General features: G+C 62.5%; 25 protein-coding genes and 1 pseudogene. 12 read left to right on the forward strand and 14 right to left on the reverse strand.

All coding sequences use genetic code 11. The features are described 5' to 3' along the window. The first annotated feature begins 68 nt into the window (after positions 1-68). The 5 genes from U9J33_RS10775 to U9J33_RS10795 are packed head-to-tail and all read left to right on the forward strand — an operon-like array spanning position 69 to position 7,355. A complete protein-coding gene (locus tag U9J33_RS10775; RefSeq protein ID WP_324695121.1) occupies positions 69-1,469 on the forward strand; it encodes an SWIM zinc finger family protein in 1,401 nt (466 codons plus the stop codon). Continuing rightward, positions 1,462-2,886, forward strand: coding sequence for a DUF5691 domain-containing protein (locus U9J33_RS10780; protein ID WP_324695123.1), 1,425 nt, complete (start codon positions 1,462-1,464; stop codon positions 2,884-2,886). The genes U9J33_RS10775 and U9J33_RS10780 overlap by 8 nt, the downstream gene beginning before the upstream one ends. Then, positions 2,883-3,962: an AAA family ATPase gene (locus tag U9J33_RS10785; protein ID WP_324695124.1), complete on the forward strand. Its 1,080-nt coding sequence runs from the start codon at positions 2,883-2,885 to the stop codon at positions 3,960-3,962. Before U9J33_RS10780 ends, U9J33_RS10785 begins: the two co-directional genes overlap by 4 nt. 4 nt (positions 3,963-3,966) lie before the next feature. Further along, positions 3,967-6,195: a DUF5682 family protein gene (locus tag U9J33_RS10790; RefSeq protein WP_324695126.1), complete on the forward strand. Its 2,229-nt coding sequence runs from the start codon at positions 3,967-3,969 to the stop codon at positions 6,193-6,195. After that, entirely contained in the window at positions 6,192-7,355 is a 1,164-nt protein-coding gene (locus U9J33_RS10795) for a VWA domain-containing protein (RefSeq protein ID WP_324695128.1), read from the forward strand. Before U9J33_RS10790 ends, U9J33_RS10795 begins: the two co-directional genes overlap by 4 nt. On the opposite strand, the gene U9J33_RS10800 is transcribed toward U9J33_RS10795, so the two are convergent. The 5 genes from U9J33_RS10800 to U9J33_RS10820 form a co-directional block, all read right to left on the reverse strand. Beyond that, positions 7,333-7,857, reverse strand: coding sequence for a cupin domain-containing protein (locus U9J33_RS10800; RefSeq protein ID WP_324695130.1), 525 nt, complete (start codon positions 7,855-7,857; stop codon positions 7,333-7,335). The two genes, U9J33_RS10795 and U9J33_RS10800, sit on opposite strands and share 23 nt — an antisense overlap. Positions 7,858-7,868: 11 nt before the next feature. Beyond that, positions 7,869-8,285 carry a carboxymuconolactone decarboxylase family protein gene (locus tag U9J33_RS10805; RefSeq protein WP_324695132.1) on the reverse strand — a complete coding sequence of 139 codons (417 nt, stop codon included), beginning with the start codon at positions 8,283-8,285 and terminating at the stop codon, positions 7,869-7,871. 150 nt (positions 8,286-8,435) lie between these two features. Further along, positions 8,436-9,521, reverse strand: a complete 1,086-nt coding sequence (locus U9J33_RS10810) for an alpha/beta fold hydrolase (protein WP_324695134.1) — start codon at positions 9,519-9,521, stop codon at positions 8,436-8,438. 133 nt (positions 9,522-9,654) lie between these two features. Next, the gene (locus tag U9J33_RS10815; protein ID WP_185997400.1) at positions 9,655-10,653 is read right to left on the reverse strand and encodes a rod shape-determining protein; all 999 of its coding nucleotides are present in this window, start codon (positions 10,651-10,653) and stop codon (positions 9,655-9,657) included. A 369-nt stretch (positions 10,654-11,022) separates the two neighbouring features. Then, positions 11,023-13,293 (reverse strand): glycoside hydrolase family 9 protein, encoded by a 2,271-nt coding sequence (locus tag U9J33_RS10820; RefSeq protein WP_324695137.1) that lies wholly within the window; start codon positions 13,291-13,293, stop codon positions 11,023-11,025. A 36-nt stretch (positions 13,294-13,329) separates the two neighbouring features. On the opposite strand from U9J33_RS10820, the gene U9J33_RS10825 reads away from it, so the two are divergent. Continuing rightward, positions 13,330-14,498 (forward strand): IS3 family transposase gene (locus U9J33_RS10825; RefSeq protein WP_292637164.1). Its coding sequence is split into 2 segments (ribosomal slippage): positions 13,330-13,591 and positions 13,591-14,498, totalling 1,170 coding nucleotides; the frame shifts between segments, so codons are not numbered across the junction. On the opposite strand, the gene U9J33_RS10830 is transcribed toward U9J33_RS10825, so the two are convergent. Genes U9J33_RS10830 through U9J33_RS10840 form a run of 3 tightly spaced genes read right to left on the reverse strand, consistent with a single transcriptional unit; the run spans position 14,495 to position 16,591 of the window. Continuing rightward, on the reverse strand, positions 14,495-15,325 hold the full coding sequence (locus U9J33_RS10830) for a hypothetical protein (protein ID WP_324695141.1): 831 nt from the start codon (positions 15,323-15,325) through the stop codon (positions 14,495-14,497). The genes U9J33_RS10825 and U9J33_RS10830 overlap by 4 nt on opposite strands. A gap of 2 nt (positions 15,326-15,327) precedes the next feature. After that, on the reverse strand, positions 15,328-16,281 hold the full coding sequence (locus tag U9J33_RS10835; protein WP_324695143.1) for a DUF1080 domain-containing protein: 954 nt from the start codon (positions 16,279-16,281) through the stop codon (positions 15,328-15,330). 1 nt (position 16,282) lies between these two features. Then, positions 16,283-16,591 (reverse strand): Dabb family protein, encoded by a 309-nt coding sequence (locus tag U9J33_RS10840; RefSeq protein WP_185997398.1) that lies wholly within the window; start codon positions 16,589-16,591, stop codon positions 16,283-16,285. 392 nt (positions 16,592-16,983) lie between these two features. On the opposite strand from U9J33_RS10840, the gene U9J33_RS10845 reads away from it, so the two are divergent. Continuing rightward, positions 16,984-17,625, forward strand: coding sequence for a TetR/AcrR family transcriptional regulator (locus tag U9J33_RS10845; RefSeq protein WP_165913198.1), 642 nt, complete (start codon positions 16,984-16,986; stop codon positions 17,623-17,625). A gap of 91 nt (positions 17,626-17,716) precedes the next feature. Here the strand turns inward: U9J33_RS10845 and U9J33_RS10850 are convergent. Both U9J33_RS10850 and U9J33_RS10855 read right to left on the reverse strand, forming a co-directional pair. Continuing rightward, a pseudogene (locus tag U9J33_RS10850) lies at positions 17,717-18,043 on the reverse strand (IS3 family transposase); the annotation flags it as partial. A gap of 282 nt (positions 18,044-18,325) precedes the next feature. Further along, positions 18,326-19,045, reverse strand: a complete 720-nt coding sequence (locus U9J33_RS10855; RefSeq protein ID WP_324695146.1) for an SDR family NAD(P)-dependent oxidoreductase — start codon at positions 19,043-19,045, stop codon at positions 18,326-18,328. Positions 19,046-19,138: 93 nt separating this feature from the next. Between U9J33_RS10855 and U9J33_RS10860 the strand changes: the two genes are divergently transcribed. Next, positions 19,139-19,510, forward strand: coding sequence for a helix-turn-helix domain-containing protein (locus tag U9J33_RS10860; RefSeq protein WP_324695148.1), 372 nt, complete (start codon positions 19,139-19,141; stop codon positions 19,508-19,510). Between the two features lie 215 nt (positions 19,511-19,725). Here the strand turns inward: U9J33_RS10860 and U9J33_RS10865 are convergent, their stop codons facing one another. Beyond that, on the reverse strand, positions 19,726-20,886 hold the full coding sequence (locus U9J33_RS10865) for an IS30 family transposase (protein ID WP_324695151.1): 1,161 nt from the start codon (positions 20,884-20,886) through the stop codon (positions 19,726-19,728). A 355-nt stretch (positions 20,887-21,241) separates the two neighbouring features. On the opposite strand from U9J33_RS10865, the gene U9J33_RS10870 reads away from it, so the two are divergent. Continuing rightward, positions 21,242-21,781: a pyridoxamine 5'-phosphate oxidase family protein gene (locus tag U9J33_RS10870; RefSeq protein ID WP_324695153.1), complete on the forward strand. Its 540-nt coding sequence runs from the start codon at positions 21,242-21,244 to the stop codon at positions 21,779-21,781. Here U9J33_RS10870 and U9J33_RS10875 read toward each other — a convergent pair. The 3 genes from U9J33_RS10875 to U9J33_RS10885 all read right to left on the reverse strand — a co-directional run bounded on the left by U9J33_RS10875 (position 21,741) and on the right by U9J33_RS10885 (position 23,170). After that, a complete protein-coding gene (locus U9J33_RS10875) occupies positions 21,741-21,926 on the reverse strand; it encodes a hypothetical protein (RefSeq protein ID WP_324695155.1) in 186 nt (61 codons plus the stop codon). The genes U9J33_RS10870 and U9J33_RS10875 overlap by 41 nt on opposite strands. Positions 21,927-22,179: 253 nt before the next feature. After that, complete coding sequence (locus U9J33_RS10880; RefSeq protein ID WP_324695157.1) at positions 22,180-22,713, reverse strand: cytochrome b; 534 nt, start codon at positions 22,711-22,713, stop codon at positions 22,180-22,182. Continuing rightward, positions 22,694-23,170, reverse strand: a complete 477-nt coding sequence (locus U9J33_RS10885) for a MarR family winged helix-turn-helix transcriptional regulator (protein ID WP_324695159.1) — start codon at positions 23,168-23,170, stop codon at positions 22,694-22,696. Before U9J33_RS10885 ends, U9J33_RS10880 begins: the two co-directional genes overlap by 20 nt. A 98-nt stretch (positions 23,171-23,268) precedes the next feature. Here U9J33_RS10885 and U9J33_RS10890 point away from each other — a divergent pair, with 98 nt between their 5' ends. The 3 genes from U9J33_RS10890 to U9J33_RS10900 are packed head-to-tail and all read left to right on the forward strand — an operon-like array spanning position 23,269 to position 25,292. Beyond that, positions 23,269-23,637 (forward strand): antibiotic biosynthesis monooxygenase family protein, encoded by a 369-nt coding sequence (locus tag U9J33_RS10890; protein WP_324695161.1) that lies wholly within the window; start codon positions 23,269-23,271, stop codon positions 23,635-23,637. Between the two features lie 35 nt (positions 23,638-23,672). Further along, positions 23,673-24,119, forward strand: a complete 447-nt coding sequence (locus U9J33_RS10895; RefSeq protein ID WP_324695163.1) for a DUF1772 domain-containing protein — start codon at positions 23,673-23,675, stop codon at positions 24,117-24,119. Positions 24,120-24,134: 15 nt separating this feature from the next. Next, positions 24,135-25,292, forward strand: coding sequence for an FAD-dependent oxidoreductase (locus U9J33_RS10900; protein WP_324695165.1), 1,158 nt, complete (start codon positions 24,135-24,137; stop codon positions 25,290-25,292). The last annotated feature ends 93 nt before the right edge of the window (positions 25,293-25,385 follow it).

Raw genomic sequence — 25,385 nt, forward strand, 5'->3', positions numbered from 1 at the left:
CCCTATCAATGTCGTTGAGGTTTCATCGCCGCGGCCTATCATCCTGATGGGGTAGATTCGGGGGTAGCGTGGCGATCGAGTTGCAGGCGGTGGAAAAGCTCGCCGCCGACCAGGCATCGCTCAAGGCGGCCGCCGGGCTGGCCCGGCCGGGAAAATGGTCGGGCGTGGGCGCCAGTCACGATGCAGCCCTGATCTGGGGCGAGTGCGCGGGCTCGGGCGCCAATCCCTACCGCGTCATGGCCGATCTGCGCGATCTCGGGAACAAATGTACCTGTCCCTCGCGCAAGTTTCCCTGCAAGCATGTGCTCGCGCTGCTCTGGCTCCGGGCAGAGGCAGTGGTTCCTTTCCCCGGCGGCGAAACGCCGGATTGGGTGAGCGACTGGCTGGGACGTCGCCGGCCTTCCGGCACTTCCGCCCGCCCGCCTGCCGAAAGCGCGCCCGCTGCGGAAAAGGATCTTGCGGCGGCGCGCCGCGCGGAACCTGCGGCGGCTGAAGACCCCAAGGCAGCGGCCCGGCGCGAGGCCGCTTCGGCGAAACGCGCCGAGGATACGCACCAGGCGATCCTCGATGCACTCGGCGCGCTGGAGCAATGGGTGAGCGACCAGCTTCGCCTCGGCCTCGGCGGTTTCATCGAGGATGCGACCTCGCGGTGCCGCCGCATCGGCGCCCGCCTTGTAGACGGCAAGGCAGCGGCACTTGCCGGTCATGTCGATGAACTTCCGGCCCGTGTCCTTGCCTTGCCGGCGGGAGACCGCATTCGCGGAGCCACGGTGGAGCTGGCGCGGCTCGTCATGCTGTCCCGCGCCTACCGCGCCTACCGCGCCTCGCCCACCGATCCCGAGATCCGCCGCGCCGTTGCCGCCGCCGAAGCCCGCGAGGCGCTGCTGGCGGACGGCGCGGCCCTTCGCGTCTCTTCCACCTGGGAAGTGCTGGGCGAGCGTGTGCGCACGCGGCGCGACGGGCTGGTGTCCCAAACCGGCTGGCTGTTGAACCTTGGCGAGAGCGGACCGCGCTTTGCGATGCTGCTCGATTTCTTCCCCGCCGGCACCGGGCGCCGCGGATCGGTTTTCACGCCGGGCGAACAGTTCGAGGGCGAACTGGCGTTCTATCCGGCGCGTCATCCCTTGCGCGCCGTGCTGGTGCAGCGGGGCACTGCGCCCACCGATGACCCGCCCCTCCGATGGCCGGTGACCTCGGCGGCGCTGGAAGACGTGTTGACGGCGCCCTTCCTGGAGGAACCCTGGGCGATCGAGCGGCCGATCTTGCTTGGCCGGGGGCGCATCGGTTTCGACAGTGCCGACCTGCCATGGTGGCAGCCGAGCGACGGGGGCGCGGCGCTTCCGCTGGCCGGCGAGGTCAGCGGGGTCATCGCCGGAACCGAGCTGACGCAGGCCGCCGTGCTCTGGTCGGGCGGGCGGATCGAACTGCTCGCCGCGCACACGCCGTGGGGGCGCATCGGCCATGGTTGACGGGATTCCCGGCGCACTGGGGTCGGTGCTGACGCGCTGGACGATGGGCGGCAGCGCGGTTGACGCTGCTCCTGCCGCGTGGCGCGGACCGATGGGAGATGAAGCGCAGGAGGCGGAACTGCGGCTGCTGGCGCTGTCCGGCCAGTTTCTCGGCGTGCTCACGCTTGCCGAACCGACAGGTGAAGTCCGCATGCTGGCCGATCTGCCCCGGCTGACGGACCCGCCGCTTGCGGAGAACCTGCGTCCACGCGCACGCCGCCTGCTGCAGCAGGTTCGCGAGCCGGGCTATCTCCGGGCCTTTCTTGCATTCCTGAACTCTCGCGGCTGGACGCTCCATCCCGGAGACTGGCTGCCCGGCGCGAATGACGATGTGCCGGACATCTACGCACCGTGGCAGGACTGGGCCGCCTCGGCGGAGCGGGCTACATCGTCCCATCGGGCGGAAGCGGACGGCGAGGGCCTGACGGCCGAGAACTGGAGCCTGTGGCAGCCCGCCGTGCGGCGGGCGGCATTCGCCGTGCTGCGAGGGAAAGAGCCGGAGCGCGCGGTGGCCCTGCTGTCCGCGAAGATCGGCGGCGAAACCGCAGACCTGCGTGTGAGGCTGCTGGAACTGCTCGACTGCGGCCTGTCGGAGGCCGATATCCCGTTTCTCGAAGGGCTGGGCGGGGATCGAGCGCCCCGCGTCAAGGCTCTTGCCGCTTCGCTGCTGGCGCGGCTCGGCCATGGGGTCCGGGGCGGCGAGGATGCGGCGGAGCTTGCCGGTTTCTTTTCCGTGCAGGCCAGGGGCCTGCTCCGGCGTGGGCGCGTTGTCGTGCCGCAAGCGCTCAAGACGCCCGCCCAGCGCAATCGCCGAAACACCTTGATGGAGGCGCTCTCCTTCGCCGCTTTCGCTCAGGCTCTGGACCTTGAACCGGAACGGTTGATCGCTGCCTGGCCGTGGAACGGCGATGCCATGGCCGACCGTGCCCTGGCGGAGATGGCTGCGCGCTCTGCTTCCGATAGCATCGTCGCGCTGCTTGCCGAGGCGCTTACGGGCAGCGATGCCCTTGATCCGTTCCGGTTCGGCCCGCTGGTCCCGCGTCTCGCGCCCGGGCAGCGCCGCGCCGCCGCGATGCAGGCGCTGCGCGGTGCGGGCGCCAGCTTCGCGCAGGCGCTCGGCATCATGGGCGGCGATGGCAGCATGGAGAATGTCATCGCCACGCCTGCCGGCGCCGCCTTGCGGAAAAAGCTCGGCGAGGATGGCGCGCGGCCCGGCGATCACGCGGCCGAACTGCTCGCGCTGGGCCTTGTGGCCTCGCGCGCGGCAGCCGCGCAGGCACTGGAACATCTGGCGGCGGCGGGGATGCTCGCATCCGATCCGCGTCTCGACATGCTGAGATTGAACGCCGCACTGGACGATAGAGGAGCGATACCATGAGCGAGATTCTGCGTCTCCCGGCGGAGACCATCCATGCCGGCGAACTCGCCGCACTGGCGGCGGGCGACAGCGATCGTCGCCCTCCCGGCTGGGCACTATCCCCGCAGCGCGTGGTCACTTACCTCATGGGGGGAACCACGGCGGACGGAACCGTCATCACCCCCAAGTACGTCGGCAACCGGCGGCTGATCGAGACGGCCGTGGCCACGCTCGCCACCGACCGTGCGCTGCTGCTGCTGGGTGTGCCGGGTACGGCCAAGAGCTGGGTCTCGGAACATCTCGCCGCCGCGATCACCGGCGATTCCACGATGGTGATCCAGTGCACTGCCGGGACGGACGAGAACCAGGTGCGCTATGGCTGGAACTACGCCCAGTTGCTCGCGCACGGGCCGAGCCGCGAAGCCCTGGTACCCACGCCGATGATGCGGGCCATGGAAGCGGGCAAGCTCTGCCGTCTGGAGGAACTGACCCGCATGGGCAGCGACGTGCAGGACACGCTCATCACCGTGCTCTCGGAAAAGATGATGCCGATCCCCGAACTCAACAGCGCCGTCTATGCGCAGCGGGGGTTCAATATCATTGCCACGGCCAACAACCGGGACAAGGGCGTGAACGAGCTGTCTTCCGCGCTGAAGCGGCGATTCAACGTCGTGGTCCTGCCGCTGCCGGACAGTGCGGACGAGGAAGTGGCGATCATCGTCAAGCGCGTGGGCGAAATGGCGCAGAGCCTCGATCTGCCCGCCCCCCGGAACGTTGCCGAGGAAGTGGCGCGGGTCGTTTCGATCTTCCGCGAACTGCGCTCCGGATCGACGGAGGACGGCAAGGTCGCGCTCAAATCGCCGTCGGGCGGGCTCTCCACGGCAGAGGCCATCGGCGTGATGGTCGGCGGGATCAGTCAGGCGACCTTCTTCAACGACGGCAGGCTGACGCCGGAAACGCTGGCGGCCAACATGATCGGCGCCGTGGTGAAGGACCCGGTGCAGGACAGGGCGGTGCTGGGCGAATACCTGGAAACGGTGCTCAAGAAGCGGCGCGGCTTCGAGAGCTATTACGCCTCACTCACCGAGATGATCTGAGCCCATGGCGGCAGAGGTATCGCTGTTCGGCATCCGCCACCATGGCCCCGGCTCCGCGCGCCGGCTGGTGGAGGCGCTCGACCTGCTCCAGCCGGCTACCGTGCTGATCGAGGGACCGTCCGATGCCTCCCACCTGCTGCCGATGCTGGCCGACCCGGCAATGGAAACGCCGGTCGCGCTGCTGACGTATGCCGAGGACAATCCCTCGGAGGCCAGCTTCTTCCCCTTCGCGGATTATTCGCCGGAGTATCAGGCGGCGCGCTGGGCAATGGCGCGGGGCGCGGGGCTGCGTTTCATCGACCTGCCCGCGTCTGACCGTCTCGGCGAACACGCTGGCAGCGCCGGGCAGGAAGCGGCCGCCTGTGCGGGTGACGATCCGATCAGCCACGATCCCATCGGCGTGCTGGCCGCCGCGGCGGGTTACTATGACGGCGAAAGCTGGTGGTCGGACGTGATCGAGGAAACGCCTTCATCGGGGCCAGTGTTCGATGCGGTGGCCGACGCGATGACCGCGCTGCGCAGCGAAGCGGGCGCTATCCCCGCGCGTGAAGCGGCACGGGAGGCGCACATGCGGATCGAGATCGCGCGGGCCGCAAAGGAGAGCGAGGGACCGGTTGCGGTCATATGCGGGGCCTGGCACGTGCCCGCACTCGCCGCGCGGCACAGCCTCACCGCTGACCGTGCCTTGCTGAAGGGGCGTGCGAAAGTCAGGATGCGGGCAACCTGGGCACCGTGGACGGAACCGCGTCTCGCCCGGGCGAGCGGTTATGGCGCCGGTGTGGTGGCGCCGGGCTGGTGCGCGCATCTCTGGAACACCCGCGATGCCTCCGACCGGGATGCGATCTGGCTGGCCCGCATCGCCCGCATCATGCGCGAACGCGGCCATTTCGTCTCCACCGCCTCGGTGATCGAGGCGCAGCGGCTGGGCCATGCGCTTGCGGCAATGCGGGCGCGGCCGCATCCCGGCTTCGAGGAATTGCGCGATGCAGCCGTCGCCTGCCTGTGCAACGGCGAGCGGGCGGTGTGGGACGATATCGCGGCGGAACTGCTGGTGGGGTCAGGTGTGGGCACGATCCCGGCCGACACCCCGCTGGCTCCCCTGCTGGAAGATCTGCAGCGCCAGCAGAAGGCGGCGCGGCTCAAGCCCGAAGCGCTGGAGCGCGCGCTGACGCTGGACCTGCGCAGCGAGAGCGGGCTTGCCCGCTCGACCCTGCTTCACCGGCTGGCGGCGCTGGACGTGCCGTGGGGCAGGGCGGCCGATGCCGGGCGGAGCAGGGGCACCTTCCGGGAGAACTGGCTGCTGTGCTGGGAACCGGAATTTGCCGTGCGGCTGGTGGAGAACCTCGTCCACGGCTCGACGATCGCGGAGGCGGCGACCGGGCGTCTGACCGATGCGATGCGCGCCGAACCCGATCTCGCCGCGCTAGCCGGGCTGGTTCGCAGCGCGATGATCGCCGGTCTGCCCGCTGCAGCGGAGTTCGGCACCGGGCTGCTCGAAACGAAGGCGGCGCTCACCAGCGACTGTCTTGCCTTGCTGGCCGCGCTGCCCGCCATGGCCGACATTTTGCGCTACGGCGAAGCGCGCAGCGGCATGGCTGGGCATCTTGCCGATCTCATGCCGCGCATGGTCGTCCAGGCGGCCCTGGCGCTGCCCTACGCGGCGCGCGATCTCGATGCCGAGCCGGCGGCCGCCCTGCGCGATGCCATCCTCGCGGCCGAAGCGGCCATCCAGCTTGCCCAGCTCGGCGGCGCGATCGCCGGAACCTGGCACGATGCGCTTCGCAGGTTGATCGGCGATGACCGGGCGACGCGCCTCATTGCCGGTGCCGCCGCGCGCCTGCTCTACGAGGCCGATCTGCTCACCGCGGAAGAAGCGGCCACGCTGCTAGGCCGGATGCTGTCGCCGGGGACACCGGTTCCGCAGGCGGCGGGTTTCTTCGAAGGTTTCCTTGCGGGCATGGGTGAGCGACTGGTCCATGATGCGCCCCTGCGCGATGCCGTAGACGGTTGGCTTACCGGGCTTGACGAAGAGACGTTCATCACCAACCTGCCACTGTTTCGCCGCGTCTTTTCCAGCCTTGACCGCAGCGCGCGGCGGCGGCTCATGGATGCGGCGCTGGGCCGCGGCGCATCGAATGCGCGCGGCTATCGGCTGCTGCCCGGCGCCGACGCGATCTGGCCCGCGCATGAAGCCCGCGTCCTGGGCCTCATGAACGCAGGAGCACCGCGATGAGCGACATGGAGCGCGACCGCCGATGGACGCTGGCGCTGGGAACCGAAGCCGAGGAGGGTACTGCGGCGCTGTCCGACGGCGACCGGCGGATGTCCCGGGCGCTGTCCGCGCTCTATGGCGATGGCACTGAGATGAAGGGACGCGGCGGGCTTGGCGGATCGGCTCCGCGCGTCGCCAAATGGCTGGGCGACATCCGCGAGTTCTTTCCCGGCTCCGTCGTGCAGGTGATCCAGAAGGACGCGTTCGAGCGCAAGGGCCTGCGCCAGATGCTGCTCGAACCCGAATTTCTCGCCACGGTCGAGGCGGACGTGAACCTCGTCGCCGATCTGGTGGCGCTGCGCGGCGTGATGCCGGAAAAGACCAGGGAAACCGCCCGTGTCGTCATCGGCAAGGTCGTTGCGGAACTGATGGAACGGCTGGAGCGGCGCACTGCAGAGGCCATTCGCGGCGCGCTGGACCGGTCTCGCCGCACCAGCCGCCCGCGCTTCTCGGATATCGACTGGCCGCGCACCATTCGCGCAAACCTCAGCCATTATCAGCCGGAGCATCGGACCGTCGTTCCGGAACGGCTGATCGGCTTCATGCGCCAGCAGCGACGGATCGTGGATCTGGATGAGGTCGTGCTCTGCGTCGACCAGTCCGGCTCGATGGCAAGTTCGGTGGTCTATGCCTCGATCTTCGCGGCGGTGATGGCCTCGCTGCCGGTGGTGACCACCCGGCTGGTCTGCTTCGACACGGCAATCGTCGACCTGACCGGGGAACTGGCCGATCCGGTGGAAGTGCTGTTCGGAATCCAGCTCGGCGGCGGCACCGACATCAACCGCGCCGTGGCCTATTGCGAGGACCGGATCGAACGTCCCTCCAAGTCTCACCTGATCCTGATTACCGACCTTTACGAAGGCGGGAACGCGGAAGCGCTGGTTGACCGTCTGGCCGCACTGGTGCTGTCGGGCGTCAATGTCATCGTCCTGCTCGCGCTGACCGACAGTGGCCGCCCGTCCTACGATCCCGCCCTGTCCGCACGGGTGGCGGCGCTTGGCATCCCGGTCTTTGCATGTACGCCCGACCAGTTTCCCGGCCTCATGGCGGCCGCGCTGCGCCGGGAGGACATAAACGGCTGGGCCGCCGATCAGGATATCAAGACGGTCCGCGCGGAATGACGGCCGCCGCTTCGCGGTATTGTTCTTCGCTGACCGGCTCCATCCACGTGACGGAGCTGCCATCCTGAACTTCGGCAATGGCGACATGGGTCATGCCGTCATCCGGGGCCGCGCCGTGCCAGTGCTTGGTCTGGGGCGGTATCCAGACGACGTCCCCGGGCACGAACGCCTGCGCGGGGCTCCCCCATTCCTGGACGAGGCCACGGCCGCGCGTGACGACCAGCGTCTGTCCCAGCGGATGCCTATGCCACGCCGTGTGCGCGCCCGGTTCGAAGGTCACGGTTGCTCCGCCCACCCGCGCCGGCGCTTCACGCTGAAAGCGACCTTCCACGCGGACCGTCCCCGTGAAGTTCTGTGCCGGCCCTTTTGCCGCAGGACCAGTTCCCGCCCGGATGACCGAAACGCCCCGCCGTTCGGCTTTTTCGGGTTCTTGCGCCAGAGCGGTGACGGACAGGCAGGCCATTCCCAGTGCCGCGATCGTGCGGCCCGCCCGATTGCTCATCCCAAGATACCTCATTTTGAATGAAAGACCTCGCGAGCGATGCCGACGGCGGCGATGGCGTTTGGCCAGCCCGCGTAGAACGCAAGCTGCGTAATCGTTTCCACCAGTTCGGCTTCGGTCACGCCGTTCTGCCGGGCAAGCCGCATGTGGGAGCGAAGCTGCTCAGGCCGGTTGAGCGCGATCAGCGCGGCGACGGTGATGAGGCTGCGATCGCGTTTGGCGAGGCCGGGACGTTCCCACACGTCGCCCAGCAGCACTTCGTCGGTGAGTTCGGCGAGCTTGGGGGCAACATCGCCCATCAATTGCTGCGCCCGCGATGGCGGCTTGTCGTCCGGTTCGGGAGCGGTCTGGGCCCCGGCCATCGTCGAAGCGCTTCCGGCAAGCAGCACCATCGCGGCGAAAAACAGGTTTCGGGTCTTCTTGCTCACTCGGGCGGCTCCTTTTTCAGTGTCGGGGATCGCGGCGTCAGCGCTCGGCTCAGCCGCTCAGCGCTGCGGGAAAAGAGCGGGGCAAGTTGTGCCAATGCAGCTTCGTGGAGGTGAGGACGAGCGGTGGGCTGCGATGGAGGATGGAACCGGTCATTCCGGGTGCTCCGACTGATCGAGCCCCTTTTCGGCAAGGAACTTCGATACCTCGTCCGCGATCTGGAGGTTGTTCAGGTCGGACATCATGAAGTGCGTGTTCCCGCGAATGCCGAGGTCGGGCAGATGGATGAGACGGGCATCGCCGCCATGCCGGTTGACGCAGTCCACCCACAGTCTCGCCATGGCCAATCGGACCCGCCAGTTATCCTTTCCGCGCTCCGCGGTCGGATCGGCGGGGATATTGTCGCCGTAGAAGATCGCGATGGGAATGCGGGTGAGCAGGGCGAAGTCCGCAGGCGCTATTTCCACCGGTTTCAATGTCCCGGCGGCACTGGGCATTTCCGGCGGCGCCTCCCCCTTCGGAAAGACGAACCCGCTGCCCGGCTCGAATGCCACCACGGCCTTTACATTCGGGCTTGCCATGGCGGTCAGCCACCCGGGCTCGCCGCCCTGCGAATGCGTGAAGAGGATTGCAGGCCCGGTCTTTTCGAGCAGCGCGGTCATGGCGCTCGAAATGACCCTGGCATCGTAAGGGCCGGTGTTCGGCGTGACGGAACGGAAGAACTGCTCCAGCGTCTCCGGCCGGCGATCGAACTGCACGCCGCCGAAGAATTCCGGCCAGGCCCCCAGGCGGAACTGATCGAAAAAGAGCTGGTCGTTGGGCGCGGGCTCTATCGCCGCCGCCACGCTGCTGTTGCCGGCTCGCCCCCTGCGCGGCTGGTCCACGACATATGTCGTGAAGTGGCGGCGCAGGAAAATCGTCTGGAAACCTTCGCGGCCATCCGGCGTGGTTTCCCAGCTCCGCCCCGACTGATAGGCACCGTGAAGCATCACGACAGGCAGCCGCCTCGGCTTTTCAGGCACCTGATAGAACGCATAGAGATGGTCTGCGTGGAGACTTTGGCCCGCTGCCGTCGGAGCGTTGTTGGCGAAGGTGCCGGGTTCGGTGTGTATCGTTCCACCGACCGCGAAACTGCCTTGTTCGCTGATGACGAGGGGGGAGGGCGCGGCCTGCGTGGACACGGCGAACAACGCCAACAGGAGCGGCATCGCTGCAGATGTGATCGCGCGTCGCGACATGGCGTTTTCTCCTGTTTTCCGGGAGAAGGTAGCGCCAGGAAAATTCCATGATTAGATGGCTAAATGCGCATGTAGTAGTAAGCGCTGCTAATCAATGGCTTGCCTTCCGTACCGTGGCCTCTCTCTTCGAGGCTCAATGCAACAGCATCGCCTGCAGTCCTCGCACCACGCATCCGCACGCATCGGCTGCCGTCCGCACCGAAAGGCCGGTTTCCTTTGACATGAGCGAGCCGAGCAAGGGCGAAAGCGCGCCTCCGCCGGTCAGCACGATGCCGTCCGCCAGAATGTCATGGCTGAGTTCCGGCGGAGTTTCGCTGAGCAGTTGACGTACGGCTTCGATAATCACGCGGAAATGCTTCTCCGCGACAAGATCGAGTTCTGCGCAGGAGAGCGACAGGATAGCCGGCATCTGAGTGCGAAGGCTGCGTCCCTTGACCTCGATCGGTACGGAACGATCGCCGTTTTGCGCGTGGTTGCTGTACTCCTCCATCACGCGTTCCGCGGTGAGATCGCCGACGAGCAACTTGTGCCGCAGGTGCAGATCGTCGGCGATGGCACGGGCCAGTGATGCACCGCCGACACGTACCGATCGCGTCCCGCAGATGCCGCCAAGCGATATTATCGCCACTTCGCTGGTACCGGCGCCGCATTCGACGATCATGGTTCCGGAGGGACGCTCGATGGGCAATTCGGCACCGATCGCGGCGGCCAGCGGTTCGGGGACAAGCCGGACCGAGGCCAGGCCAGCGTCGCTTGCCGCGGTAAGAAGCGCTGCCCGCTCCGCCTGAGTGGCATCCGAAGGCACCCCGATCAGGACGCGCGTCCGGCCCAGCCGCGTGCGTCCCATCGCGCTGCGCAGCGCATAGCTGAGCATGTGCGTGGCCGCATCGATGTCCTGCAGGACTCCGCGACGAAGCGGACGCTTGATCCGCATGTGGCTTGGCGTGCGATCCACCATCGCCCGCGCGCTTTGTCCGGCTGCAAGAAGTCGCTCGGCACCCGAAGGACCAGTGAAGCAGCAAAGCGAAGGTTCATCGAACAAAATGCCATCGGAGCGATGAACCACGCGAACATTCGCAGTGCCGAAATCAATCGCGATTTCCGGCTTTTTCAAGGAAAAAATTGAAGCCATGGCTGCCCTCTAGCAGCCCGCTGGATCGTTGTCTTCAACAACTCTCCGGACGTTTTCGGGCGTTTCTCATTGGACGGACCAGCTTTCTATGGGCCTGCTGCCCGATGCACGGACGCCTTCGTCCCATCGGCTTCAGCCGTTACGGGGGCCTCTTCAACGGCAACCGCCGCGCGGTAAAGTATCAGCCCATTCGTTGATCGGCATTCTCTCTGCAGCCACGATCGTCCTGGTTCTTTTCAGCCTTTTCGTGCTGCCGGCTTTTGCCAGATAAGGCAGGCCAGCCCCGCCAACGTTGCGCATCGATCTTGCGCAACGTTGGCGTAACAAGTAATTGTATCCAGAAACAGGAATTGGTATAATATTCCAAGTTTAATTACCGCTGATCGTCATAATATTGTGGGGTTCATTCGCTGTACCAAACGCGACGATCCACGGTTTTGACGGATCAGTGATTTCAAGTGAAATCGGATAGGTTTTTGCCGTTTGTGTTGCGATGACCTGCTTGGGACCGCTCACTGCAGCGTTCCACGTCCGGACCGTCAGTTCATGTGTACCCGCACCGGAAACTGTCAGATCGATTTGGTGCCGTCCGCCCTCAGTTAGGCGCGAAGTTGCCGAAAGGATTGCAGTGCGCAGTGGATCGAGCGACAGAACCACAGAAGAGGCGTCGGCGACGGCAAGTTGCCTTTCGATGGAGCCATATCGGACATCGTAACGACCGGCATCGAGTTGCAGATCAAACTTGCCCGGACGCACCCGAGTCGTCTTCTTTGTTCGCGAGTTCCGGAACTCGGCTCCCTGTGGTGCTGTTCCCTTCAGCCGAGCGCCAATTCCCACGCGGGAAAAATTCATCGCCATGCGACAGCTCGAGTAAACCCACATCTCCTTGTACGGGAACACCGCATTGTTACCCCAGGCGGGCGCGTCTTCCTCATAGGAATTGAACCCGAGCGACATGCCACCAACGAAGTTTGGCAGTGCCACTGTGAAATTCTGCCAAAACGCGTTGCCTACGCCGTACAGAAGCGAGCGGGAAAATGGGTTTGCGCCGAGGACCCACTGAACCTGACGCGCTGCCAAGTCGGAGAGGTCGGCTCGTTGGAGCGTCGCGGCCGCTGCACCGAGACCGATGGTCTTGCTCATATGAACCGTACTCGATCCCTTACGAACGTGATCGTACCAGAGCGGGAAGATGCGCAAGGTATGATTGGGTCCGAGCGAGGTTCCAGCATCGTACTGCTGTTGCATTTGGCGGCGGATCACGTCCGGCATGGGCGGTGTGGGGAACACAGCGCTGGGCTTTTGCGCTAGCATCATGCCCGTCCGATCAAGAGGTTGCGGAGCGTCTAGGTCAGACTTGCGCCAGACCGCCGCTGGAATGATGTTGAATGGACCCGATGCCTCTGAGCCGGTCACACAGAAATGATCGGCGTAGATTGCCAACCCCGCGTACCAGTCCATCCAGTCAGGGTGATCGGGCAGCGCATCACACAGCGCCGAGAACGCGAGAAGACCGCAATCCTCGAAGCTGTTGTGGTATTCGTGGACTATGCGTGTCCTTCCAGCGTCTTCGTAAAAATAGCCGGTTATGCCAATGCCGTCGATAAAGGTGCGTTCCTGGATGGCCACGAGCCATTTGGCAAAGCGAGCCGCTTCGGTTGCATATTGCCGCTCGCCCGTTGCGCGGTACATTTCGACGGCAGCCAGCGTCGCATAGCCGATAAAGTCCCGCCAACTCGGCTGGTTGATCTCGAGCGGAGGAGCATCCTTCGGAGGTTGGATTGCCGCCGCAACGAGAGCGAAGTCCTCGCGCGCAGCCTTGAGCACATTCGATGCAAGCTTGGCATCCCGCGTCCGCAAAGTTCGCACAGAGCGTGCACCAGCAAGAACACCGAGGATGTTCTGGAAATCATCCCGGCCAACTGAACTGCGCTCGTCGTCCTGAATGACATCGTCTGCGGTGCCGACCTTGCTGTCGGTCCAGTAGGACACATGGTTGTAGAGCGCGCGCTGAGCCGGAGCGAAGCGGGTACGAACCGACCAGTCCAAGCCCCAGAGAGCTTCTTCCAATGCGCGCTCGGCCAGCGCCGACTTCCCGCGCAGTTTCAACGCATCGTGCAAATCAAGCAGCGCGTAGATCGAGAGGTGGGTTCGATAGGGGCTCTGGGTCAGGTTTGCGGCATCATGCCATCCGCCTTCGACGCTGCGCTTTTCTCCTTTGTAGAGCGCAAAGACGTCCCGATGGCACGCATCCTGGACACCTGGCACAGGGAAGCCGCACCTCAACCCGTAAAAGGCGTTGAGCGTGGCTTCGATCACTGGCTCCCAGGCGTCGTCGGAAATCAGGAAGGGATCGCTGTTGGTCGAGCCATGCCGCAGCCGATAACGCCCAGGCTTACTGAATGAGGTGAAGTCCAGCTTACGATAGGAGCCGCGCGAGTTAATGACCGGGGCGGCGTCCAAGGTCGCCACTACCTGGTTGCTATCAGCTTCAACAATCTGAAACGAGTGGGAGCCCTCGTGTGCGATGGCGATCTTTGGTCCGGCAGGTTGATAGCCGACGTGGCTGAAGGCGATGGTTCCAGGGGCAATGGCCCAGCCCTTAGGCTGCTCTGATCTGCCCCCTTCTGAGTGGCCCAAAATCTGTTTTAGATTTGGCCACGAAGGAGGACTTGAATGGCGAGGAAGCACAAGCCGGAAGAGATCATCGGCAAGCTGCGTGAAGCGGAGATCGTGCTGGCGCAGGGCGGAACGGTGGCGGATGCGTGTCGCCGGATCGGCGTCACCGAGCAGAGCTACTACCGCTGGCGCAAGGAGTATGGCGGCCTGAAGATGGACCAGGCTCGGCGCATGAAAGAGCTTGAGAAGGAAAACGCCCGGTTGCGGCGGGCGGTGTCAGATCTGACGCTGGACAAGTTGATCCTACAGGAGGCCTCGCGGGGAAACTTCTGAGCCCCGCGCGCCGCAGGCGCTGTATCGATCATATCCGGGGCATGATGCCGGTGTCCGAGCGGCGGGTCTGCCGCGTGCTCGGGCAACATCGATCGACGCAGCGCAAAACGCCGCGTGGGGCGGATGACGAAGCAGCCCTGACCGAGGATATCATCGCGCTTGCCCGGCAGTATGGCCGCTATGGCTATCGCCGGGTGACGGCCTTGCTGCGCGATGCCGGTTGGCATGTGAACCGCAAACGGGTGGAGCGCATCTGGCGCCGTGAAGGGCTCAAGGTGCCGCAGAAGCAACCGAAGCGTGGAAGGCTCTGGCTCAACGACGGATCATGTATCCGCCTGCGACCGGAATATCCGGGCCATGTGTGGTCTTACGACTTCGTCGAGGGACGCACACATGATGGCCGCAAGTTCCGCATCCTGTCGATCATCGACGAGGCCAGCCGCGAGTGCCTCGCCTTACCCATCGCGCGACGGCTGCGCAGCGAGGACGTGCTGGCGGCTCTCGCCGAGTTGTTCGTCACACGGGGGCCGCCGGCGCACATACGGTCAGACAATGGCCCTGAATTTATCGCCAATGCCGTGCAGCAATGGCTGGCGAAGATCGGCGTGAAAACGCTCTACATTACACCCGGCAGCCCATGGGAAAATGGCTACTGTGAGTCCTTCAACGGCTCGATGCGTGATGAGCTCTTGAACGGGGAGATCTTCTACACCTTGGCCGAGGCGAAGATCCTGATCGAGGCCTGGCGGCGGCACTACAACACCGTCAGGCCTCATAGTTCGCTGGGGTATCGACCGCCGGCCCCGGAGACGGCGACGGCGCCATGGCTGCCCTCCGGTTCCGCTACGCTGCACCTACGGCCAGCCATGGCGCCGGAGGCAATCTTACACTAACAAACAACCCGGACCACTCGGTGGGGGCCGGTCAGCTCAGCATCGATCCTCTCGACTGCCAGCTCATCAAAATCATAAGTGATACGCGTGTCTGCTCCGCCGATGCTGACACCGGAAAGCGTTTGGAAAATCATAAACTCGGAAACGCGATCGCGGTGCTGCTCGGGAATTTCCCACACCAAATGATTCCACTCACCCGGTTTCAGGTCGCCAATATAGTGCACTGCAACCGGATCGAGTGGGCCTGCTGGGGCGCCTTCACAGGTGAACTGCAGCGATATCACATTGACCGGATTAGTAGTCGGGTGGACGTAAGCCCACATGGAAATGCGATTGAACGCGCTCCAGTCCTGTGGCTCCTTGAAGGTGCGTCGTGCGAAAGCTGCGAATGGCTGCCCTTCAAAGAGCACACCCTCACCATGGAACGTGCCGTTGGGACGGCGCGCCGCCCGAATGTAGTCCTCGTTACGTAGCAACGTGCTGAACCGAAGCGAACGGCTACCGGATCGCGCCCGTTCGCTGGTGTAGCTTAGCGAGACCGCCGCAGATGCTACCCAGCCATTGTCAGACTCCATGTCATCGATCAGCCTGCGCTCATGGACAGGCTTGGCGCGACCTTTCTCGTCCAGAAGCTTTGACAGGTCCGCCTTGAGCAAAGGACGGATCGGCCAGCGCCCTTGCCACATCGCTGGAGTGGAAGTTCCACGGCCTATGCCCGCGGCGGCCAGTTGGCCCGGCATCAAACTAATGACGGCCAGCGTCGAAGTAGATTTGAGAAGTCCTCTGCGGGTTACATCGAACCGAGGCGCGGCTTGCGTTACCTTCATGTTCAATTCCTAACAACAATCTGCGGAACGGTCGTGATCGGTTCGATCCGAATGTCGCGGAAATAGATTTCGGTGCCTTCGGACTGGAGCTGGATCATTCCGCTGGTGAGCGGCCGCGCTTTACCGTCGTCTCCGATGGCCTTGAGATTGGACAATGCCATCACCGGTTCGCCGTTGATGACGTGGACAGAGTTCTCGCCGGCGACATATAGATCGAGCCGGTTCCACTGCCCGAGTGGATGCTCGGCATCGGTTGCCTGCCGGACCTGGGTCGGCATACGGATGGTGGCAAGCCTGCCCCCGGCTAGGAAACGATAGTCGGGTCCGCCCATCGACCCTTTTTCAGAACCTTCACCGATTGTCACATCCATGCGGACACCTAGCCCGACCGGCATGACCATGCCTGTCCTGGGTGGGGAAATCTCGAACTCAACCGAGCTAGCCAAAGCACCCAGTATGGCGCCCTCCTTGCCAAAGCTATGATACAACACGCCGCTGTTCGGCGGTGTCTCGGGCGACCATTGCCTGCCGAATTTATAAGACAGGCTGAGATGGTACTTCGAGTAGGCTCGCCGCGTATTGAGTGCCCCCCATGTACGACCGGAGACATAGATCGCGGGAGCCCCGTCTACCCGGACAACACGGAATATGTCGCCGATACCGGTCCTTCCCAGCGGTTGCTCCGGGGCACCGGGAAAGATCATGCCGCCCCCTGGCTTGCCGAGCCACGGCGTGAATGCGCTGAGATCGCGGCCGTTAAAGAGCGATTCCGCTTTTCCGCTCGGTCGCGGAACTTCGGCCAGCGCCAGCTTTTGGATTTTGAATGGCGGAGTGCCTGGAATAATCTGAATCGGTGGAAGATCAGCGGCCGGCGGGGGAGCAGCCAGGATGGTCTGGGTCACTCCTGCCGCGGCAACGCTTAGTCCGGCCATCGCGACCGCCAATCTGGTGCTCATCTCAAGGTGTTCCTTCGAACTTGCTGGGATTGAGGTCGAGTTCCACAGCCTCGATCAGCGGCAACAGCCATTCGAGAAGCGCTACGTGGAGAGGATGGTCTGCATACGCTGCGCAAGCCGCTGCGTTCGCAAACTTCATATATCCGCCAAAACCGTAGCCCCCGTGGTTGACTGCAACGTTCGGTCCAACTGCAACTTCGAGCAGCCCGGGAATCTCGCCGCGGAAACCTTCGATTGCGTGGGTCGCACGCGAGCAGTCATCGGCTGTCGCATCAGGCTTCCAGCGAAACAAAAAGATGTGAATGTACATCGGCTTCCCTCGGTTTCGGAGCGGCGGAACTGATCGGTAATTTGACCTTGTCGGTGCACGCTCGGGTAATCGACAAAGCATTCGTACCATTCGCGAATGGGCCGGCGGGCTTCCGACCCAAGCGCCAGTCTTTTCTTGTGGGTCGTCACCTGCGGGGGCTGTAGGTAGCCGCGCCGACGATAGCTTGCGGCCCGATCAGCCGAGACACGCAGTCCTCGCGATGCCCCATAAAATCTCTCCCAAACAGCAAGGATTTGTTCGGTGATGTGACGAATCACGACCCGTTGATCTCTCGTTGACAGGGTCTGCATATTGACATTTGTACGGCCGTACAAATCATAATTCGAGTGGTGGCATTGATGGCAGGGGCGCCAGCAGCCATGGGAGGACTGATGGCAAATCCCGAACTTTCGACCCGGCAGCGGATCCTCCAAGCTGCAGAACCCCTGTTCGCAAAACTGGGATTTGCGGGCGTATCAATGCGAGCAATTGCTGGAGCCGCAGGTGTTCACCTGGGACAACTGCCGTATCACTTCGGTACGAAAGAGACGCTCTACCGTGAAATTTGGGAGAATTGGATCAGCCAAGTGGATGCAGGCACTTTACTCTTGGAGAAGCAGCCTGCTTCTGATGCGCCGCAAAAGGAGCAACTTCGGGCCGTAGTGCGGGCTTTTTTTGATGGCCCCGCCCGGATGCTTAGTGATCCGCGCGGCAGGCACTTCGTCGCGATCATGGTCAAGGAGGCACATGACCCTGCCAGTGCCTCTCGCGGTTTGCTGGAAGAATTCATCTATCCAAACGGCAACAGATTCCGCCTCGAGCTTGCTCGACTTTTCCCTGAGATGGATGCGACGTCACAAGACGCCGGCTTTGAAATGATCCTGGCAGCGCTGCGGATAGTGATCGAGCGAGATCGGCCGACTGCGGACGGACAATTGCACCCCGACGAAGCAGCCCACTTAGTCGGGCTTTTGACTCATTTCATTGTCGACGGGTGGATGGCATTGGCTGAGATTTCGCAGAGAAGCGTCTAAAGTTCACCACTCAAAACGCAGAACGGTACGAGGAAAAACACCTGCAACAGGTCAGCGCGGCCTTGTGGAGGGCTGAGTAGCCCCTAGTTTTCTAGACGCCTTCCGCTTTCAAAATCTGCAGCCGCTCGAACTGTGCGGGTGACAGCATCCCGTTCCTGACCTGCTTGCGGAGCGGATTGTAGAACATCTCGATGTAATCGAACACGTCCTGCCGGGCTTCGTCGCGCGTTTTGTAGGTTCGGCGCCGGATGCGTTCTCGCTTGAGCGACGAGAAGAAGCTCTCTGCCACCGCATTGTCATGGTAGTTGCCGCGCCGGCTCATCGAATGCTCAAGATTGTGAGCCCGGATGAAGGCCGCCCAGTCCATGCTGGTGAACTGCGAGCCTTGATCCGAGTGGATCAATACCCGTTGTTTTGGGATGTCTTGGGAAGGACCGTTGGCGGGCCACGCCCGACGAAGATGAGCACTATGTCTACGCTATAGCACTCTAACGCCGCACGGCGTCTGTCCAGCACGACCTGACACCGTTTTATCAACGCCCTTAGGCACTCTATGAATGGCAAGGTCTGATGGACTGCCGACCGGCAGGTTTTGGGAATGCGGAGGCGATAGCTGCCGTTGCTGGGTGAGCGGCTTTCCCGATTGGGATGGTGAATCGGGACCGTCAGCGCCGCCAAGCCCATTCCCTCGCCGGCTGGCTCAGAGTTTCGCGATCATCCTCTCGATCGTTTTCGGTGCGATACGCAGCAGCGTCGGAAGGAGCCTGGTATCACCCGGCAGTACCATTGAGCGATGCTGTGCCAGCGCCTTCAAGGTCGCATCCGCCACATCCGCCGGCGCCATCTTTTTGCGGTTGAGCTTGGCGTTCATCTGCGTATCCACCGTGGGGGGCAGCAGTTCGAGAACATGGGTTCCATCCGCTGCAAGCTGACGCCGCAACCCCTCGGCAAAGGCGTGCAAGCCGGCTTTCACGGCACCGTAGGTCGGTGCGCGCGTGGGAGAAACGAGCGCGAAACCCGAGGTGACGAACACCAACGCGGCAATGGAAGGCCAGCGTGCCAAAACCTCGCCCGTCAACTGGATCGGGGCGGTCAGGTTGAGCGCCACCTCCTGTTCAAGGCCCTCGGTCGCGCGACTGCCGTCAAGGAAGTCGCGTTCCACAAACGTGCCGGCGTTGTTCACCAGCACGTCGAGACGGCCGAACCGGTCGGCTACCGCATCAAGCATGGCAGCCCTGTCCTCGGCGCTGGTTACGTCGGCCCGGATCGCCAGCGCTTCCGGGTGCGCATGGGAAAAACTGTCGAGCGCATCGGCGGATCGACCGCAGACCGCCACGGCAGCGCCTTGCGCCATGAACGCCTTTGCCAAAGCAAGGCCGATCCCCATGGTGCCGCCCGTGATGAGAACAACCTGTTTCATAATGCGCTCCGGTATCCAGCCTCAAGGAGGTGATCTCTTTTTGATACCTGCTATATAATGGCGAGCGCCACTACCTGCCAAGGAGGCACTATTTTGGAACGAAGTAACATCACTGGAACCGTCGATTGCCGCCCCGTTACCGATGCGTTGGCGCGCACGGGTGACAAGTGGACGATCCTGATCGTGATGCAGTTGGAGACCGGGCCAAAGCGCTTCAGCGCGCTGCGCCGGACCATCAGTGGCATCTCACAGAAGATGCTGGCGCTCACGCTGCGCGGGCTGGAGCGAGACGGTTATGTCTCACGCACCGTCCACCCCACCAAACCGCCGAGCGTCGAGTACGCGCTGACGGACCTTGGGCATGAACTGGTCGTGCCGGTCCGAATGCTCGGAAATTGGGTCATGGCCAACCTACACCGGATTGAGCGTGCTCGATCCGAGTTCGATGTCCGCAGTGAAGCATAGAAGGTCGCAACCTCTGTCTCAATTGCGAAGGTCCAACGGGACACCGCCGTTGCGAGATACGCCGCGCGTTCCGGCCGGGTCACGCTTTCCCAAAACCTGTTCCCGATTTGAGTTTCTTAAATTGCCAAGCGGACATGGAGAAACAGGAATGCGGCGAGCGATGTGGTTCCGGCGTGTCGTGCGGATCGATTGAACGACTGACAGTGGGGGTGGGTTCAACGGGTGGCGGCAACACAGGCTTGAAAGCGCTCTGCGGGTGTTTGGTATTCGAGCGTTTTCCTTGGCCGTTCGTTGAGTTGCCGGGCAACGGCACTCAGTTTGGCCTGGCTGTATAGCGATAGATCGGTTCCTCTGGGAAAGTATTGTCGTAGCAGACGATTGGTGTTTTCGTTGGAGCCGCGCTGCCAAGGCGATTGCGGATCGCAGAAATAGACTTCGACATCGGTAGCCAGTGAGAGGCGCGGATGATCGGCCAGTTCCTTGCCGCGATCCCAGGTGAGCGACTTGTAGAGTTCGCGCGGTAGGCGCTGCGTCTGCCTGATCAGCGCCGACACCACGCTCCTTGTTTCCTTGTTGGCGACCTTGACCAGCATCACGTAGCGCGAATGCCGTTCGACCAGCGTCGCGATGTAGCTGTTCTTTGTGCCTCCGATCAGATCGCCTTCCCAGTGGCCGGGAATGGCGCGGTCCTCGACCGACGCGGGACGCTCGCTGATCGACACGGCATCCTTGATCTGTCCCAGCCCGTTGCGCTTGAGGCTGGCGTGCCGCGACCTGCGGATGGTGCGCCGGGCGCGCAGATGCTCCAGCAATTCCTTCTTAAGAACTCCCCGCGCCTGTATGTACAGGCTTCTGTAGATAGTCTCGTGCGACACTTGCCTATGCGGCTCCTCGGGAAAGCTGCGCCTGAGCCACCCCGCAATCTGCTCTGGTGACCATTTGCGGCACAGCTTGGCCGATACTGCCCGGGCCAATGGCGGCGAGCAAGCCAACTTGCAGGGCTTGGGCCGCAAGGCTCGGTCCCAGGCCGCCTGATCGGACACGGTCGCCCGATACCGTGCAAGGCCGCCGTTACGCCTGACTTCGCGACTGATCGTCGAAGGCGCGCGGCCCAGTCGCCGTGCTATCGCACGCAAGGGTTCACTGACGCTCAGGCCCCGCGATATCTCCTCCCGTTCGGCAAGGCTCAGCGCAAGGCGGCCACGCTTGCGATCGGCGGGCCTGATACCGCCGGTCGGCGAAATCACCGAAAATACCGACGATGACTCTCGATCAAACCTTCGCCCGATCGAACTCATCGATTCCCCGCGCTGCCAACGATCCCATATCTCCGCTCGCTGGCTGGCCGTGTAATATATCCGACGACGCTGCTTCATCGCGACACTCCATCTTCCTCAAAAGATTAAAGTGTTGCCACCACCCGTTGAACCCACCGGCGATTCCTACCTTACGTGCGGGCCCTCGTGTTAATCGAATTCCGGATGGTGGTTCATGCGGCAATCGGCGGTGAATGAGTAGCCATCGCGCGGAATGTCGCGCCATAGAGTAGAATCGGCGGGGATGGCGGGCCGCGCTCGAAGATGATGAGCACTATATATCACTCTAGAGCCACCTTTTGATTACAGTTCGGGATCGAGCATCAATCTCGACGATAACCAAGGCTGAAGTCGGGGGGGGCTCCAAAGGCGGGATACCAGATCTTTTAGTTTATTTTAGAAAGAGGAAATCATAATGACTACGCAAAATAATGCCACTTATCTAAAACAAAAGGACAAAATGCCTTCTATCTGCCCTAAAGAACGTGAAGACGAAATTAGGGAGGCAATATTACAGAAACTTTACTCTGCTGAACTTATGTATTTATCTACAATATCGCCTGACGGATGGCCGATAGTTGATTGCATCCATTTTACAACTATAAAAGGGAATAATAAAAAGCCAATATTTTATATATTTACGCATGAAAATGTTAGAAAAATTGAGAACATCCTAAATGATAATCGTGTGGGTATTTCTATATGCCATGCCGTAAGCTATGAACAGCGAAATGAAACTTGGTCATTTCAATTTATGGGTAAAGCTACCATTATAGGTGATAATTTAGAAAAACAACTTGCTATCAACTCTAGTAGAGAGAAGGTAGGCTATGACTTTACTAAGTATCTACCTTTAGAAAAACAGCCGTGCATTAAAATTGAACCAATATTTGGTTCTTGGATGAGTGGACAACTCAATCCTCCGGCATGCTCCATCGATTATTTTGCAGAGTAAAATCAATATCATAGATTCTGTCGGCCAAAGACATCTGCGGCAGGGCGCCCGTGTTTTTCTGCGTCGCCTCCACCATCGGCACCAGATGGTGGATGTCGTTGCCCGCATCGATCACCTCGATGGCCACGATCAGACCGCTCTCCATGATTTTCGTTCACAGCTTCCTGCAAGGCACGTCCTGATTTCGAGAAACCGGGCCAGCTTGCGACGCGATACGGTGATGATGCGCTGGACGTTCTGCCGATTGGCTCCGAGATCTCGGGCGATCCAAGCCACCGGCTGCGGTCCTTCCGCATTCCGAGAGAACGATCACTCCGAGAATCTGCCAGTGGGCGCTGGTTAGCCCGAAAGATGCAACGAACCTATCTCCGGTACGTAACCGGATTGATTTCGAGCGATCAGCGCCCGTACCACATGCGCCAGAGCAACCCGTCGTGGCGAATGAAGTGGTGATAGAGCGCAGCACCGACATGGGCGAGGAGCAGAGCGATCAGGAGGTTGGCTCCAAGGCCATGCGGAATACGCGGCGGATACTGAAGGAAGTTCGGTAGCTCGGCGCCCGTTCCGCCGAAGATGGCAGGACCCGCACCGCTCAACACGATCATGCCGATGCCGCTGGCGACCATTCCGAGGATCACGCCATAAAAGAGCAGATGCACGGCGCGGGCGAGCCATTCCTGCCAAGCCGGCGATCCCTGTACAGGCAGCGGCTTCTTGTCGAGGAAGAACCACCAGACGATGCGACCCAGGGTCAGCAGAAGAATAACGATCGCGGCGGGAATATGAACGCGAAGCAATGCGGCCTTGGTGGCGGGGTCCATGCTGCCACCGGCACGGAAGCCGGTGATAACCGCCATCAGGATCAGGATGGCGGTCAGCCAGTGGATCGTGACGGGCACCGCACCATAGCGGCTAGGGTTGCTTTTCAGCATCTATCTCTCCTTCGAGTTTGTCTCGTAGCGCCGCCACCACGCGATGGGCGGTCTGGATGTCTTCAACCGAGAAACTTTCGGCCAGCGCCTCGACTCTCGGATTGTAGGCGTTGATCGCCGCGTCATAAGCCTCGCGTCCTTTTTGGGTGAGAACGACGAGATGCGCCCGCCGGTGGTGCGGATTGGGCTCGAACACCACGATCCCGTCTTGATGCAGATCATTGACGATGCGCTGCACGTTCTGCCTGTTGGCTCCGAGATCACGGGCGATCCACGCCACAGGCTGCGGCCGGTCGGCATGTACAATCGCCCCGAGTATCTGCCAGCGGGCGCTGGTTAGCCCGGAAGGTGCGACGAGCCTGTCACCCCAGATCAGAGTCAGGTTGTTCGCTCTGAACATGGTCAAGATCAGATCGCTCAAGGACTGGGCTTTCAGGCTGCGGCTCACTTTGTTCATTTGCCATCATCTACTCTAATTGACATCATCATGTCAAGTTGCTATATGGTTGAATGTAACGAATTGACAACATGCATACAACGCGGAAGGAGCCTGATATGTCCCACATGCAGCCGTTGGACGAGAATTTCCCCATTGAACGCCAGCTTGCCGTCGAAGCAGCGCCAGTCGTGCTCATCAATCTCTTCACACTCGATGCCGCTGACGAAGCGCGCTTCCTCGACGTGTGGAAGGACGACGCCGCGTTCATGAAGCGTCAGCCGGGCTTCATCTCGACCCAGCTCCATCGCGCCATCGGCGAGAGCCCGACCTACCTGAACTATGCAGTGTGGGACTCGACCGAGGCGTTTCGCGCGGCGTTCACCCATCCCGAGTTCCGCTCGAAGCTCGGAGCCTATCCCTCGTCTGCGATTGCCAGACCGCATCTGTTCCAGAAGGTCGGCGTCGCCGGTATCTGCACGGCCTGACGGCGCCTCACACAGCTGCATGAAGGAGAAGGCACATGACGCTTCTGTTCAGAATCCTTGCGATCACCGGACCGGCGATGTTCGCCGGCGTCATGCTCGCCATCGGCGTCATCCTCGGCGGTTACTGGAAAAGCCTGCCGCCAGAGGAATTCCTCGACTGGTTCGCTCAGCATGGGGGGCGTGTCCAGAACGCAATCCCGCTGGTCGTGCTTCCAACGTTGATCGGGCTTGGCGGCATGCTCTGGACCGACTGGAGCAACGTTGTCAGTCGCAACCTCTGGCTTGGCGCCGCTGGCTGCATCGTCGCCGTCCTCGTCCTGACAATGGCCTGGTTCGTGCCGAGCAACACCGCCTTCGCATCCAAAGCGATTCCGCTCGATCAGGTGTCGGGGAAACTCGATACTTGGCTGCTCGTCCACAATGTCCGCATCGCACTCGCCTTCGCCGCTTCTGCGCTCGGCGTTTGGGCCATCAGCCGCTGAGAAAGAAAAAGCACCATGCCGAGGATCATCCACCCCGTTGCCGGCCTGATCGCCCTCCTGACGATCGCGACCTTCTGGCTCTCGACCGTCATCTCCGAACTGTTCCTGTCGGAAGCAGCCGTGGTCGCGGTGAAGACCACGCTCCCCTGGGGCTTCCTGCTGCTCGTACCGGCGCTCGCCGCGGCCGGCGGTTCGGGCTTCTTCCTGTCGCACGGACAGCGCACGGGGTTGGTCGGCGCGAAGTTGAAACGCATGCCCTTCATCGCCGCGAACGGCCTGCTCATCCTGATCCCGGCAGCGTTGTTCCTCGCTTCCAAGGCGCGCGCCGGAGAATTCGATACGGTTTTCTATGTGGTGCAGGCCGTCGAGTTGATCGCGGGAGCGACCAACATCACGCTTCTCGGGCTTGGTATGCGCGATGGCATGAAGCTCACGCAGTGGCGGCGCGGGAACTTCCTTCGGCCAGCGGCAGGTTACAAGACAACCCTTGCCGGCAAGGAAGAGGTCGCGCGCGGCACCGTCGCCTTCCGCCTGAAAAAGCCCGCCGGCTTCACCCACGCTGCCGGTCAGGCCGTCTATGTGACGCTGCCTGGCCAGAAGGAAGCTGACAGCAAGGGCCGCGTCCGCACCTTCTCGCTTGCCAGCGCACCGCAGGAACCGGAACTGGTGATCGCGACCCGCATGACCGATACCGCATTCAAACGCTGTCTGGCTGACTTGCCTGCCGGTTCGCCTGTCGGGATCGAGGGGCCTTATGGTGATCTGACGCTTGATGGTGGCACCACCCCGGTGGTGTTCCTCGCGGGAGGCATCGGCATCACACCGTTCCGCAGCATGATCCTCGATGCGGTAGGGCGCGGGCTGAGCCGCGACGTAACCCTATTCTACAGCAACCGCAGCGCGGCGGACGCCGCTTACCTGCCCGAGCTGGAGCAGCTTGCGAGTAGCAACCCCCGCTTCAAGCTGGTGGCAACGATGACCGACGCGGCCGACTGGCAGGGCGAGCGCGGCTTCATCGACCGCCCAATGATCGAGCGGCATGCAGGCGACATCACCGCCCCGGTCTTTTATCTCGCCGGCCCACCGGCCATGGTCGCAGCCATGGAAGCCTTGCTTCTGGAGGCTGGTGTCAGGTCCGGGAACATTCGTGCTGAGGTGTTTACCGGATACTGATGGCCCGACACCGGCCGGGTAGGCTTCCTCGGCAGCTCCTGGGCGAGACGACCGCCGTTGCGGATCGATGTCGTGGAACAGGTATGTACCTGG

This window comes from Novosphingobium sp. RL4 (assembly GCF_035658495.1).
Taxonomy (GTDB): Bacteria; Pseudomonadota; Alphaproteobacteria; order Sphingomonadales; family Sphingomonadaceae; genus Novosphingobium.

Bases quoted from the DNA above. Each gene is read 5' to 3' on its own strand.
- U9J33_RS10780 (WP_324695123.1), top strand. From the start codon at position 1,462: ATGGTTGACGGGATTCCCGGCGCACTGGGGTCGGTGCTGACGCGCTGG.
- U9J33_RS10785 (WP_324695124.1), top strand. From the start codon at position 2,883: ATGAGCGAGATTCTGCGTCTCCCGGCGGAGACCATCCATGCCGGCGAA.
- U9J33_RS10790 (WP_324695126.1), top strand. From the start codon at position 3,967: ATGGCGGCAGAGGTATCGCTGTTCGGCATCCGCCACCATGGCCCCGGC.
- U9J33_RS10795 (WP_324695128.1), top strand. From the start codon at position 6,192: ATGAGCGACATGGAGCGCGACCGCCGATGGACGCTGGCGCTGGGAACC.
- U9J33_RS10800 (WP_324695130.1), bottom strand. From the start codon at position 7,857: ATGAGCAATCGGGCGGGCCGCACGATCGCGGCACTGGGAATGGCCTGC.
- U9J33_RS10810 (WP_324695134.1), bottom strand. From the start codon at position 9,521: ATGTCGCGACGCGCGATCACATCTGCAGCGATGCCGCTCCTGTTGGCG.
- U9J33_RS10815 (WP_185997400.1), bottom strand. From the start codon at position 10,653: ATGGCTTCAATTTTTTCCTTGAAAAAGCCGGAAATCGCGATTGATTTC.
- U9J33_RS10830 (WP_324695141.1), bottom strand. From the start codon at position 15,325: ATGAAGGTAACGCAAGCCGCGCCTCGGTTCGATGTAACCCGCAGAGGA.
- U9J33_RS10835 (WP_324695143.1), bottom strand. From the start codon at position 16,281: ATGAGCACCAGATTGGCGGTCGCGATGGCCGGACTAAGCGTTGCCGCG.
- U9J33_RS10840 (WP_185997398.1), bottom strand. From the start codon at position 16,591: ATGTACATTCACATCTTTTTGTTTCGCTGGAAGCCTGATGCGACAGCC.
- U9J33_RS10845 (WP_165913198.1), top strand. From the start codon at position 16,984: ATGGCAAATCCCGAACTTTCGACCCGGCAGCGGATCCTCCAAGCTGCA.
- U9J33_RS10855 (WP_324695146.1), bottom strand. From the start codon at position 19,045: ATGAAACAGGTTGTTCTCATCACGGGCGGCACCATGGGGATCGGCCTT.
- U9J33_RS10865 (WP_324695151.1), bottom strand. From the start codon at position 20,886: ATGAAGCAGCGTCGTCGGATATATTACACGGCCAGCCAGCGAGCGGAG.
- U9J33_RS10870 (WP_324695153.1), top strand. From the start codon at position 21,242: ATGACTACGCAAAATAATGCCACTTATCTAAAACAAAAGGACAAAATG.
- U9J33_RS10875 (WP_324695155.1), bottom strand. From the start codon at position 21,926: ATGGAGAGCGGTCTGATCGTGGCCATCGAGGTGATCGATGCGGGCAAC.
- U9J33_RS10880 (WP_324695157.1), bottom strand. From the start codon at position 22,713: ATGCTGAAAAGCAACCCTAGCCGCTATGGTGCGGTGCCCGTCACGATC.
- U9J33_RS10885 (WP_324695159.1), bottom strand. From the start codon at position 23,170: ATGAACAAAGTGAGCCGCAGCCTGAAAGCCCAGTCCTTGAGCGATCTG.
- U9J33_RS10890 (WP_324695161.1), top strand. From the start codon at position 23,269: ATGTCCCACATGCAGCCGTTGGACGAGAATTTCCCCATTGAACGCCAG.
- U9J33_RS10895 (WP_324695163.1), top strand. From the start codon at position 23,673: ATGACGCTTCTGTTCAGAATCCTTGCGATCACCGGACCGGCGATGTTC.
- U9J33_RS10900 (WP_324695165.1), top strand. From the start codon at position 24,135: ATGCCGAGGATCATCCACCCCGTTGCCGGCCTGATCGCCCTCCTGACG.